We start from the raw sequence: 12,921 nt of genomic DNA on the forward strand, positions 1-12,921 counted from the left end.
GGCGCGCGTCAATCATTGTTGCAGCTTGCGTGTCGAAGCTGCCCTCAGTTCTTTTCCAACGCCCAGACGTCGCTTTCAATGCTTTCGAAGCGCTCTTTCAAATGCGCCTGCACATCGAAAATCGCCCGGTTGTAGTAATGCGGCGCAATTTCGCGAGTGAACAGTTCCAGGATTTCAGCCGCTTCGAATGAGCCCAGGTCCAGTTCGAAGCGGTCCTCCATGAAGCGCTTGATCTTGTGACACGCCTCACTCTCCTGCTCGGGAGTGAGGGTCAGGATCGGCGCCTTGTTCTTCTTGCTCATTACCAGCGGCCATCCCACGCGGCGAAGTTCTGCAGCAATTGCAGGCCATGGGTGTGGCTCTTCTCCGGATGGAATTGCACCGCGAAGCGCGAGCCATCGGCCAGCGCCGCAGCAAAATCACGACCGTAATGACCGCGCCCGACGATCTGCCGAGGGTTCGGCGAGTCGATGTAGTAGCTGTGCACGAAATAAAATCGGGCCTGGTCCGGAATGCTGTGCCACAACGGGTGATCCACCGCCTGCGTCACCTCGTTCCAGCCCATGTGCGGGACTTTCAGGTGCTGGCCGTCTTCGTGAAGGTCCTTGCCGAAGAAGCGCACCTGGCCTGGAAACACGCCGATGCAGTCCACGCCGTCGTTTTCTTCACTGCGGTCCATCAGCGCCTGCATACCGACGCAGATGCCCAGAAACGGACGATCCTGGCTGACTTCGCGCACCAGCGCGTCGAAACCCAGACGGCGGATCTCTGCCATGCAGTCGCGGATCGCGCCAACGCCGGGGAACACCACGCGGTCGGCCTCACGGATGACGTCGGCATCGCTGGTGATCAGCACCCGTCCGGCGCCAACGTGCTCCAGCGCATTGGCCACGGAGTGCAGATTGCCCATGCCATAGTCGATTACTGCAACGGTCTGCATTACAAGACGCCCTTGGTCGAAGGCATCTGGCCGGCCATGCGGTCGTCCAGCTCAACTGCCATGCGCAGCGCGCGGCCGAACGCCTTGAAGACGGTTTCGATCTGGTGGTGAGTGTTGTGGCCGCGCAGGTTGTCGATGTGCAGGGTGACGTTGGCGTGGTTGACGAAGCCCTGGAAGAATTCCTGGAACAGGTCCACGTCGAAGCCGCCGACCGTGGCACGGGTATAAGGCACGTGCATCTGCAGGCCAGGACGACCGGAGAAGTCGATGACCACGCGCGACAGCGCTTCATCCAGCGGGACGTAGGCGTGACCGTAGCGACGGATGCCTTTTTTGTCGCCGATGGCTTTGCTGAAGGCCTGACCCAGGGTGATACCGACGTCTTCCACGGTGTGGTGGTCGTCAATGTGCAGGTCGCCCTTGCTCTCGATATCCAGATCGATCAGCCCGTGACGGGCGATCTGGTCGAGCATGTGTTCAAGAAAAGGAACGCCGATATCGAATCGGGCCTTTCCGGTGCCATCCAGGTTGATCGAGGCTTTGATCTGAGTTTCCAGGGTGTCGCGCTCGACGAACGCCTTACGTTCGGCCATCACCAGCTCCGCAAAATCATTGGGCGAAAAGGCGGACATTATAGGCGTGTGGCGGGGAAACAGAAACACGAAGGGTGAGATCACTGACGGGCTGAATCCAGCGCCGCGAGCGTTAGACATGTGCATACAAGCACATACGAGATGACGCCAAATCCTGTAGTAGCGCGCTTGCCCGCGATTACGGTGTGTCAGACAGTCAGTTAATGCCAGACAACCTGCAATCGCGGGCAAGCGCGCTCCTACAGTTTCGATGTCGGCCCAATCAGACCGACACCGAAAGCCACTTAGTGAAACAGCACCGCAGTCTTCTGCAGGGTGATCCACACGCCCCATGCCAGTGGAATGCCCACTGCCAGCCAGGCTAGGATCGCCAGAGGCTTGGTGCTTGCGTCGGCTTTCCACTCAAGGGAAGTGGTGTGGTCGGCGCCTGCATCGTGACCGATTGCCTGCTCGGCTTTCAGCTGAGCGTCGGTCATGAAGTATTTGTCGGCCACCGGGCGCACCAGCATGTTGCAGATGAAGCCCAGTACCAGCAGGCCGGCAAGGATGTACAGCGTGATGTCGTAAGCATCGGCGCGCGCAACACCGTGGCTCAGCTGATACTCACGCAGGTAGTTCACCAGTACCGGACCCAGCACGCCAGCCGCTGCCCATGCAGTCAGCAGACGACCGTGGATCGCGCCTACCATCTGAGTACCGAACAGGTCGGCCAGGTAAGCCGGAACGGTCGCGAAGCCACCGCCGTACATCGACAACACGACACAGAACGCCGCCACGAACAGCGCAACGCTGCCCAGATGACCCAACGTCGGAACGGCCGCATAGAGCAGGAAGCCCAGCGCGAAGAACACGAAGTAGGTGGCTTTACGGCCGATGTAGTCGGAGAACGACGCCCAGAAGAAACGACCGCCGATGTTGAACAGGCTCAGCAGACCGGTGAAGCCTGCGGCGATAGCGGCGATGGCCGCCAATTGCGAGGCATCCAGTTGCGCGAAGCCCTGATCGCTGCCCAGCAGTTTGCCGCCGAACACTTCCTGCAGCAGCGGCGAGGCCATGCCGAGGATGCCGATACCGGCCGAAACGTTCAGGCACAGCACCAGCCAGACCAGACGGAATTGCGGGGTTTTCCAGGCGACGCTCACGTGCACGTGACGGTTGGTGATCATCGCGCTGTTGGTTTTTTTCGCCGGAGCCGTCCAGCCCTCAGGTTTCCAGCCGGTTGGCGGAACGCGGTACGCCAGCGCACCACCGATCATGAAGACGAAGTAGATCGCGGCCATGGCCACGAAGCTTTGCCATACACCCACGCTGTCCGGCGTGGCGAAGTGGCTCATGAGCGCGGTCGCCAGTGGAGCGCCGACCATTGCGCCACCGCCGAAGCCCATGATTGCCATGCCGGTCGCCATACCGCGCTTGTCCGGAAACCACTTGATCAGCGTCGAGACCGGCGAGATGTAACCCAGGCCCAGGCCGATACCGCCGATAACGCCCGAACCGATCCACATCAGCCAGATCTGGTGGGTGTAGACACCCAGCGCCGAAATCAGCAGACCGCCACACCAGCACAGTGCGGAAACCACACCCGCCTTGCGTGGACCGGCGTGTTCCAGCCATCCGCCCCAGATCGCCGCCGAGCAGCCCAGGAAGATGAAGAACAGCGTGTAGATCCAGCCAAGCATCGAGATCGGCCAGTCACAGCTGGACGAGAACACTTGTTCGAAGAAACCCATGTCCGGTGCGCAAGCGACGGCGGTCTTGATGCCGATGGCCTTGGACAGCGGCAGCCAGAACACCGAGAAGCCGTAGGCCATGCCGATGCAGAGGTGAATGGCCAGTGCCGCCGGCGGAACCAGCCAGCGGTTGAAACCGCGTTTGGCGATGATGCGCTCTTTGGACAAGAACGCAGGCTGAGCGACAGTGCCGCCCAGAGCAGTGCTTGTAGTCATTGATTAATGCCCCTAATTTTATAGTGGTGTCCCGCAAGAACAGCGACATCTTTCTGCCACCCCTCTTATGCACGCAGGCACTGGCGGTTTTATCGGCAGAAAGTCTCATTACGTGACAATTCGACACAGCAAGACTGGCGAACGGCGGAAGATTACCATTTGAGACGTGACAGAAAGCATTCTGCTACTACCTTTTTCATGCCATCTGTCAGCCTCAAGCAGCCCAATCGAACGTCGCTCCTCGTCATCGGTTGTAAGCAGTCGTGAATCCAGCACATCGCAGTATCAGGCGCCCCAGCGTGTGAAGCCTTGCGACGATGTTCTCGCCAGTCGCGGAACGAGCTGCGCAGCTGACGCCTTTTTTGTGTTCACATTGGCTACGCTTGCGCGCGAATGCCGCCGCAGAACCCGACGTCCCCATGAGAACGCTATACTCGCGGGCTAAATTTTGAACGACTCGAATACAAGGACTCGCCCATGAAAGCGTTCGGCAAAATCCTGGGACTCTTCATTCTCGGGCTGTTGCTGATCATCGTGGCTCTCGGCTTTGCCTTGACCCATCTGTTTGATCCCAACGACTACAAAGACGAGATTCGCAAACTGGTCCGCGATCGCGCCCACGTCGAGCTCACGCTCAACGGCGACATCGGCTGGAGCCTGTTCCCCTGGCTGGGTCTGGAGTTACATGACGCCAGCGTCGCCACCTTGAGCGAGCCGACCAAACCGTTCGCTGACCTGCAGATGCTCGGGCTTTCCGTTCGGGTCCTGCCGCTGCTGCGCAAAGAAGTGCAAATGAGCGACGTGCGTGTCGAGGGCCTGAACCTGACGCTGACCCGCGATGAAAATGGCCACGGCAACTGGGAAGACATCGGCAAGGTCCCCGCCAGCACCAACGCGCCATCGGCGACGCAAAGCAAGCCCGAGGCCACCGCCGATTCGGCAGCGGCCAAGCCCGACAAGCCCTGGCAGCCGCTCAAGCTGGACATCGACAGCCTGACCGTGAACAACGCCCGCATCGATTTCAACGACATGCCCAAAGCGCGGCAATTCACGGCCGAAAGCATTCAGCTGAGCACCGGCCCGATTCATAACGCCACCGACATTCCGGTCAAGCTGACGGCATTTCTCAGCACCAACCAGCCGGTGGTGCGGACCAAAACCGAGCTGACCGGCAAACTGCGATTCGACCGGGCGCTCAAGCGCTACCAACTCGACGACATGCGCTTCAGCGGCGAGGCGGCGGGCGATCCGCTGCAGGGCAAGACGCTTACGTTCTCGGCCCAGGGTCAGCTGCTCGCGGACATGACGGCGAACGTCGCCGAATGGACAAATCTGAAACTGTCCGCCAACCAGCTGCGCGCCCTCGGCGAGCTGCATGTGCGAGACCTGGACAAGACGCCTCAGTTGAGCGGCGGCATCTCCATCGCTCAGTTCAACCTGCGCGACTTCCTCGAAAACATCGGCCAGCCAGTGCCGACGCTTGGCGAGGGCAGCCTGAGCAAGTTCGAAATGGTCAGCCGCATTGCCGCCACGCCGAGCAGCGTGTCGCTGGATGACCTGACGCTGCGGCTGGATGACAGCACGGTCACCGGCCGCGTGGCGGTCGAAGATTTCGCCAGACAGTCGCTGCGACTGCAATTACGCGCCGACACCCTCGACGCCGACCGCTATCGTCCGCCCCAAAGCGAACAGGCGAAGAATGCCGGTGCGGCGCGCAAATCCGAGGTCCAGAGCGGCGAAGCCGAGGCCTTGGCCGCGTCGGGCACTTCGCCGCTGCCGAACCAGCCAACGCAGGTCGCCTGGAGCGACGCACGACTGCTTCCACTGGAGCGCATGCGCAAACTCGACGTCGATGCAGATCTGACGTTCGGCAAGCTGACCGTCGAGAAGCTGCCGATCCAGAATGCCGCCCTGAAAACGTCGGCGCTGGACGGTGTCGTCCGGCTCGACAGCTTGCGTGGCGATCTCTACAACGGCAACTTCGAGGTGAAGGGCGATCTGGATGTGCGCCCAGAGGTTCCGCTTGCCAGCGTGCAGACCCGCATCGTCAAAGTGCCGGTCGAGCACTTCATTCAGAGCCAGGGCACTGCACCACCATTGCGCGGCCTGATGAACCTGACCAGCGACGTCACCGCCAAGGGCAACAGCGAGAAGGCGCTGGTGGAAAGCCTCAACGGCACGGCCAGCTTTGCCCTGAATGATGGCGTGCTGGTTAACGCCAATCTGGAACAGCAGCTGTGTCGAGGCATTTCGACCCTCAATCGCAAAACCCTCAGCGGCGAACCTCGGGGCAAGGACACGCCGTTCCAACAGCTCAACGGCAGCCTGGTGTTGCGCAACGGCGTGGCCAGCAATCCGGACCTGAAGGTCCGCACACCCGGCTTGACCGTCAACGGCGACGGTGACATCGACCTGCGCGTGATGGGCATGAATTACCGCGTCGGCGTGATCATCGAAGGCGACAAGAGCGACATGCCGGACCCGGCGTGTGAAGTGAATCCACGCTTTGTCGGCATTGAATGGCCGATCCTATGCCGAGGCCCGCTGGAGCTGGGCGCCAAGGCCTGCCGACTGGATAACGAAGGCCTGGGCCGCGTCGCTGCCAAACTGGCGACGGACCGGATCGGTGACAAAATCGATGAAAAACTCGGCGACAAGGTCAGTCCCGAACTCAAGGACGCCATCAAGGGACTGTTCAAGCGGTAAGATAGCCAGCCCGCGTATCTTCTGCGGGAGCGGATGAATTCGCTCCCGCAGTAGTCCGGGTTCCTACACATGGATGCGCCATTTCTCTCAGTCCGGAACCACGATGCAACCCGAGCAGTTCTCCACCGCCGTCCTCGACTGGTACGACAGGCACGGTCGCCACGATCTTCCCTGGCAACACGACATCACGCCCTATCGCGTCTGGGTATCGGAAATCATGCTGCAACAGACCCAGGTCAGCACCGTTCTCAACTACTTCGACCGATTCATGGAGGCGCTGCCGACCGTGCAGGCGCTGGCCGACGCGCCCGAAGACGAAGTGCTGCACCTGTGGACTGGGCTGGGCTACTACACCCGCGCCCGCAACCTGCAGAAGGCCGCGAAGATCGTCGTTGCCGAGCACGGCGGGGAATTCCCGCGGGACGTTGAAAAGCTCACCGAACTGCCGGGTATCGGCCTGTCGACGGCCGGCGCGATCGCCAGCATCAGCATGGGCCTGCGGGCACCGATCCTGGACGGCAACGTCAAGCGCGTACTGGCGCGCTTTACTGCTCAGGAGGGCTACCCGGGCGAGCCCAAGGTCGCGAAGCAGATGTGGATCACCGCAGAGCGCTTCACCCCGCACAGCCGCGTCAATCACTACACTCAAGCGATGATGGATCTGGGCGCCACGCTCTGCACACGCAGCAAGCCCAGTTGCCTGTTGTGTCCGCTGGAGCGAGGCTGCGAGGCGCACATGCTGGGTCAGGAAACACGTTACCCGATCCCCAAGCCGCGCAAGACCGTGCCGCAAAAGCGAACTCTGATGCCGATGTTTGCCAACGATCAGGGCGAAATCCTGCTGTACCGTCGCCCCTCGACAGGCCTGTGGGGCGGGTTGTGGAGTTTGCCGGAACTGGAAGGCTTCGATGACATGCAGCATCTGGCCGATCAGCACTCGCTGGCGATGGGCGAGCACCAGGCATTGCCGGGGCTGGTGCACACTTTCAGCCATTTCCAGCTGACCATCGAGCCCTGGCTGGTCCGGGTCGAGGAGTCCGCCCATCACGTGGCCGAGGACGACTGGCTCTGGTATAACCTCGCCACCCCGCCGCGCCTGGGCCTCGCCGCCCCGGTCAAGAAGCTGCTCAAACATGCAGCCGACGTATTGAATGCAGGAGAGTCGTCATGACCCGCACCGTAATGTGCCGCAAGTACAAAGAAGAACTGCCAGGCCTGGAACGCCCACCCTACCCGGGCGCCAAAGGTGAGGACATCTACAATAACGTCTCGCAGAAAGCCTGGGCTGACTGGCAGAAGCACCAGACACTGCTGATCAACGAGCGCCGTCTGAACATGATGAACGCCGAAGACCGCAAGTTTCTGCAGACCGAGATGGACAAGTACCTCTCGGGCGAGGAATACGCCAAGGCCGAAGGCTACGTTCCGCCGTCCGAATAACCCTTTGCAGACAGTGTTCATCGTAAGCGGAGGAAATAATTCAAATTTTTTCAACAACACGCTTGACGACCTCCGGAAAAACACGTCTAATGCGCCCCGTTGCCCAGATAGCTCAGTCGGTAGAGCAGGGGATTGAAAATCCCCGTGTCGGCGGTTCGATTCCGTCTCTGGGCACCAAATACCGAAAACCCCTGATTCCGAAAGGTCTCGGGGGTTTTTACTATCTGGAGTAGCTGTAACCCGTCACGTATGAGTACACACGGCGGGTACACGATGGCATTCATGGCTCAACCTTGGAAAGATCCCCGCACTGGGACCTACTACATCCGCCGTCGTATCCCGAAGGACATCAGGCCACTCCTTCCTGACGCAGGTGAGACCTACAAGCGCACGCTGGGCACAAAAGATGTCCGCGAGGCCAAGACCCGTTTCGCCGCTGCATGGGGTCAATCAGAACAGTTCTTCCTGAACACGCGTCTCCAGCTTTCCGGCACTCACACCCCTACCCTTCAAGACGCTATTCAGCTTGCCGCGAGATGGGCGAAGGCTGAGCTTGATCATATGGAATCCACCGGACGATTTGAGGGATATCTCATCGGCTCGGAAGATGTAGGCCACGAGACCCTGCGAGATCACTTCAGCGTCAGAAGCCCGAAAGCACTACTGGGCCCTGATGGTCTGGAGTCACGGGCTCGAAAGCACCTCGATCAAACGGTAGCCGATGAGCTGGCGAAGGTTTCACTGCCAATGCCCTTGCCCGGCACGCCTTTCTACAAGTACCTGTACGAAGCATTCTTGGCGCAGCATCTGGAGCTGTCCGAGATTGCCTACAAGCGTCACTATGGCGACTACTCTGCGATCTTTGAGCTACCCCACGAAGCTCCCTTGAGCATCGACAAGGCGAAGACAGAGGGCCCAAGCGAGACCCTTTCCTTGGTCTTTGAGCACTGGGCTCGGAATCATCGTCACATGGGTGATGGGAAGCGCGACGTGGAGAAGACCGCTGGGGAATATCAGACCACCATCGTCCGATTCGTAGAGCTGCTGGGCGACCTTCCAGTTAAACAAATCAAGCGCAGGACGATTGAAGAGTTCTACAACCTGCTTCGTCAGATGCCATCCAAGGGCGAGGGCCTCAAAGCGCTCAACGCTCACGAGCAGATTGCCCGAGCGAAGCAGCATGATTTGCCCCTGCTGAGTAGCGCAACGATCAAGAACAAGCTGATGGGCCTTTCTTCGGTCCTGGCCTACGCAGTGCAGATGGAATACATCACAGAGAACCCAGTGGTCGCCTCGGGTATCACGAAGTCCCTGCGCAAAGCGAGCGCTAAGCAATCTCGCACAGCCACCCGCAAAGGCTACACCCAAGCGGAGCTCATTCAGGTCTTCTCAAGCCCGTTCTTCAAGGGGGAATGGGTCGCTCCTCGGGCCTCGTTTGGAGAAGCTTGGAAGTGGTTACCTCTCTTGCTCTGCTACACGGGCGCACGAAGGGAGGAGATTGCTCAAATGAAAGCCAGCGAGGTCCGTAAGTCCGAGGACGGCATATGGCATCTGGACCTCCTTGGCGTCTCTGAGGATGGCACAGACGACGATAGGACCTTGAAGACCAAAGGTAGCCATCGCTTGGTTGTCATTCATCAAGACCTGATCGACCTTGGCTTCATTGAGTATGTCGAGAGTCTGCCCGTATCTGGACAGCTCTTTCCGGACCTCAAGCCTAACCCTACGGGCTGGTACGGACATAACTTCGGTAAGCGCTGGGGGATCTACCTTCGTGAGGTCGCAGAGCTTGAGACGCCTGTGAGCCCTTCTCACGGATTCCGTCATAGCTTCAAGACCATGTGTCGAGAGGCGGGTATTCCGGAGGAGATACACGATGCCATCACCGGGCATGACGATGGCTCAGTGAGTAGGAGCTATGGTGAGCGTCACTTGCTTAAGACCCAACAAGAACAGTTGGCCCGCTTGCCACACATTGCGATCCTTGCAGGGCTTCTGCCTGATCGATCCTAACGATTACAGATAAGGGCACCAGAGAGTAGGCGGTGGGTCATCTCTGGGCTTGCCTGTCAGTTGATGAGAGGGGGATTGTTCATTGTAGCCATCACCAGAAAGCTGACGATGGGGCATCTTAAAGAAGGACCAAGCTGAGTAACCTTAAGTCCCCTCCGCTTATAGTGGGTGGTTTTAATTGTTTACCCGTCTGCAAGGCCCCTGACTGGCTCGCTGCCTGCCCTGCGCATGGGACCCTACCGAGATTCGGTATGGAGGGACACCAGCCGTCAGAGGTCACCAGCCTTGAGCTTCATAGCTCGCTGAACGGTGGCAGTACTGACCCCTGTAGCCCTTGAGGTCTCCCGTAGGCCCATGCCCTTGCTCAGACAGCCCAGAATGCGCTGGTGCTTGTCCTGATCGATCCCACGGCCCTTGTAGGCACCTTGTCCCTGAGCTTTCTTGATGCCATCCATCTGACGACGGCGACGGTCCTCGTAGTCCTTCCGGGCGACGGCTGCGAGCATGTCCAAGAGCATGTCATTAATGGCTCCAAGCATCCGAGAGGTGAAGGTGTCCAGTGCTCCACTTCCCTGTGCCATGAACTGGTGAGAGGTAGGCAAATCAAGCGAGACAACACGGACCTCCTTGTCCTTGATGATCCCCCTGAGCTTCTGCCAGTCAGGGTCCGTGAGGCGCGAGAGCCGGTCTACCTGTTCTACCAAGAGGACATCACCGGGATGAGCGTCAGACAGCAGCCGGAACAGCTCAGGGCGCTTAAGGGTGGCTCCGCTCTCGTTCTCGATGTAGTAGGCGGCTACTCGCTGACCATGATCCTGTGCGAAGGCCGTAAGCTGGTCCTTAGCCCGGTGGGCGTCTTGGTCAGTGGTAGAAGCTCGAAGGTAAGCACGGATGAACATCGAGAAGGTGTCCCGTAGTCGTTAAGGTGTGGTCACTATAGGTGTAGTCGTTATAATGGTCAACACCAACCAAACAACCACACTCTCACAGGGTCCTCGCCGTAGCCGCTGAGGTGTACCCAAAGGGCCACGCGCCATCTCACTTCCCTCGCCTGCTCAGAGCGGAAACCACAATGAGCCAGCGTCTTAACGTGACCATTCCACGGCACCCTTCCACGTCCTCAGCCAGTAGGGAAAATGGGCCCGCGATTAAGGACCCGATGCGGATGCGATAAGACACATGCGAGGGCACCCACGGGGGATGCGCGGACGCACCCGTAGTGAGGTGGTCACTCAGATTTTTCTGTCAGATTCTCAACGGGGCCCTGATAGCATGTAAGTTTTGGTAGGGACGCCCCGTATGGCAAATGATAAAGGCGAGTCGACAGGTTCATGGTTCTGGTATGCCTTCGCAGTGTTCGTCTTGTGTACATCATCTGGTGGCTTACTGTTTGGTCTCTATGGGCACTATTTTCCAGCCATCACGGGCGTTCGAGACGATTGGAATGTCTTCGGGGCGTTACTGGGGGGCTTTGGATCGTGCATTGGTGCGGTCGCGACCCTTGCAACTCTTTTATTCCTTGCTCAACAGAACAGGCAGCAACAACAGTTCGTCGCATGGCAAATCGAAACACTCACCTTCGAAAAATTTCTGAGCCATCGCAGAGTTTTTAGCGAGCGACTTGGGGAAATACAATCTCGCTTAGAGCATAAGATCCGCTTCCGGAACCCCGAAAATCTTTATTATGGGCTCTTCCCCGACAATGGCCCTGCGAAACTCCTCCTTGCAGTCGCCCCCGACGTGTCCGAAACCTCAGAGAATCTTTTAGGAGCTCTAAAAGTTCGTTTTGAAATGCTGGATCAGCTTATCAAAAAGGCAGAATTTAGCACGCAAGACGCTTACGAATTAGCGGGCCTGCTCTTTGAAATTAATTCTGACTTAGGGTTTGAGTGGGTGGGGGAACCTGATGACGGGGATGTTGTGATGGCGGGTCTGAATATTGGAGTCAATATTTACTCCCTCCATGAGGCCCTCAACCGCATGAAATGGATTTACAACATATATTTACGGTTCACTGGCAATGCGCCGTTTGATGGTTTGAACCACGGAGTCACCAGATACGTAAAGGACGCACTTATGAAGTGCAGGCGCTTGCGGGGCTACGTAGTTTACCGCTCAGTCACGGATCTTCAGGCATTGCAGGACCTGTTGTTTCAGGTTGACTCCCTCAGAGATGACACTAAGAATTGGCTACTGCCGGACTCATACAGGCTCCTTGAGGCTACGTTTGAGAGCCGTCACGACGTAGCTCAGTTAGCCGATTCAGAACGATATTTGTCGATGCTGATCAAAATTAACAACGAGATATTTGATCAACGCACCGAGATAGAAGTAGACGACCCCCGATATGATGAGCTTAACGCGTGCGAGGCGACGGTTATGCGAATTGTAGGCAATGTTAGAATGGCAAGTGAGCGTAATCACATGAAATAGGCCACTCATTCATTCAACGCAACCACCAAGAATAACGCAGACGACATTTCCAAAGCCTTCTAACAGTGGGCCTCCTTGACTGACGCCAAAGGTCACCAGCAGGAGCCCGAGGAGTCTGTAAGTACACCGCTGTGTCACCAGCGCACACATTACCGCTCCAAAGGTCCTCACTGGCCACCAGCGGCGTTCATGTTGGCTCGCACCAGTCGCCCTAATTTCTCCCTTTCGGCCTTCTCGGAGAGATGTGCTTTGGCTGCGGGCCCCCGGCTTCGAGGAGACCGCTTGATGAATCGCATAGCGTCGCGGTAATTATCTTTTTCGCGCTCCACGAGATGAACGATGGCCTCTCGTACATGTACACGTTCAAAACCGACGCCCTCCAGCTCTAACCAGCGGCGCATTATTAGCAAGCGCAACGTGGCGCTGTAGCCCGTCAGGACCGTAAAAGTCAACTCCTTATCGAGGACTATCAATGGCTGACTACGACCATAGCCATCAGGTGCCTGAGTTTCGGCAAATTGACATTGGCCCAAATGTGGACCGATCTCATTCAGCATCCTCTTAATATCGCGACGGACATGCTTGTGACTCTTTCCTGTCACCTCGGCGATCTCCAAGGAGGACATACCGGGTAGGCCGTTGAGGGTAGTTGAGCTGGCTAACCCGGCCTCAGCGATATTCGAGAAGATTGAAGCTATGTCGTTCTTGGTCATGCTCATTATCTGTTTTCCTTTGGTAGTGCCCTCAGGTCGCCCTTAGCTGGTCATCCAGACCCAGACAAGGGAACGGGCTTGGCATTGAAAGCGCTGTAGGACTTGATGGAATGGACGCCAAGCGACGGGCGTACGCT

The 12,921-nt window shown here is 58.2% G+C and carries 11 protein-coding genes and 1 tRNA gene; 6 read left to right on the plus strand and 6 right to left on the minus strand.

All coding sequences use genetic code 11. From position 1 onward, the window contains the following. Positions 1-44 precede the first annotated feature (44 nt). From BMZ10_RS18845 to BMZ10_RS18860, 4 genes are all read right to left on the minus strand, one after another. Complete coding sequence (locus BMZ10_RS18845; RefSeq protein ID WP_093465745.1) at positions 45-302, minus strand: DUF2164 domain-containing protein; 258 nt, start codon at positions 300-302, stop codon at positions 45-47. Next, the gene (hisH, locus tag BMZ10_RS18850) at positions 302-940 is read right to left on the minus strand and encodes an imidazole glycerol phosphate synthase subunit HisH (RefSeq protein ID WP_093465747.1); all 639 of its coding nucleotides are present in this window, start codon (positions 938-940) and stop codon (positions 302-304) included. The genes BMZ10_RS18845 and hisH overlap by 1 nt, the downstream gene beginning before the upstream one ends. Then, entirely contained in the window at positions 940-1,533 is a 594-nt protein-coding gene (hisB, locus tag BMZ10_RS18855) for an imidazoleglycerol-phosphate dehydratase HisB (protein ID WP_062379429.1), read from the minus strand. Before hisB ends, hisH begins: the two co-directional genes overlap by 1 nt. 284 nt (positions 1,534-1,817) lie before the next feature. Beyond that, a complete protein-coding gene (locus BMZ10_RS18860) occupies positions 1,818-3,479 on the minus strand; it encodes an OFA family MFS transporter (protein ID WP_093465750.1) in 1,662 nt (553 codons plus the stop codon). Between the two features lie 477 nt (positions 3,480-3,956). Here BMZ10_RS18860 and BMZ10_RS18865 point away from each other — a divergent pair, with 477 nt between their 5' ends. The 5 genes from BMZ10_RS18865 (at position 3,957) to BMZ10_RS18885 (ending at position 9,638) form a co-directional block, all read left to right on the plus strand. Continuing rightward, a complete protein-coding gene (locus BMZ10_RS18865) occupies positions 3,957-6,185 on the plus strand; it encodes an AsmA family protein (protein ID WP_093465752.1) in 2,229 nt (742 codons plus the stop codon). Positions 6,186-6,288: 103 nt separating this feature from the next. Next, positions 6,289-7,356, plus strand: coding sequence for an A/G-specific adenine glycosylase (gene mutY, locus BMZ10_RS18870; RefSeq protein ID WP_093465754.1), 1,068 nt, complete (start codon positions 6,289-6,291; stop codon positions 7,354-7,356). Further along, positions 7,353-7,625 carry an oxidative damage protection protein gene (locus BMZ10_RS18875; protein ID WP_093465758.1) on the plus strand — a complete coding sequence of 91 codons (273 nt, stop codon included), beginning with the start codon at positions 7,353-7,355 and terminating at the stop codon, positions 7,623-7,625. The genes mutY and BMZ10_RS18875 overlap by 4 nt, the downstream gene beginning before the upstream one ends. Positions 7,626-7,726: 101 nt before the next feature. After that, positions 7,727-7,802: transfer RNA gene (locus tag BMZ10_RS18880), tRNA-Phe, on the plus strand. Positions 7,803-7,907: 105 nt separating this feature from the next. Next, positions 7,908-9,638: a site-specific integrase gene (locus tag BMZ10_RS18885; protein WP_256214534.1), complete on the plus strand. Its 1,731-nt coding sequence runs from the start codon at positions 7,908-7,910 to the stop codon at positions 9,636-9,638. Positions 9,639-9,907: 269 nt separating this feature from the next. Here the strand turns inward: BMZ10_RS18885 and BMZ10_RS18890 are convergent, their stop codons facing one another. Continuing rightward, entirely contained in the window at positions 9,908-10,537 is a 630-nt protein-coding gene (locus tag BMZ10_RS18890; RefSeq protein WP_093465760.1) for a recombinase family protein, read from the minus strand. 400 nt (positions 10,538-10,937) lie between these two features. Between BMZ10_RS18890 and BMZ10_RS18895 the strand changes: the two genes are divergently transcribed. Further along, a complete protein-coding gene (locus tag BMZ10_RS18895) occupies positions 10,938-12,071 on the plus strand; it encodes a hypothetical protein (RefSeq protein ID WP_093465762.1) in 1,134 nt (377 codons plus the stop codon). A 167-nt stretch (positions 12,072-12,238) separates the two neighbouring features. On the opposite strand, the gene BMZ10_RS18900 is transcribed toward BMZ10_RS18895, so the two are convergent. Continuing rightward, positions 12,239-12,790, minus strand: coding sequence for a Rha family transcriptional regulator (locus BMZ10_RS18900; protein ID WP_093465764.1), 552 nt, complete (start codon positions 12,788-12,790; stop codon positions 12,239-12,241). Positions 12,791-12,921 lie beyond the last annotated feature (131 nt).

The sequence above is a fragment of the Pseudomonas sp. NFR16 genome (assembly GCF_900108875.1).
Taxonomy (GTDB): domain Bacteria; phylum Pseudomonadota; class Gammaproteobacteria; order Pseudomonadales; family Pseudomonadaceae; genus Aquipseudomonas.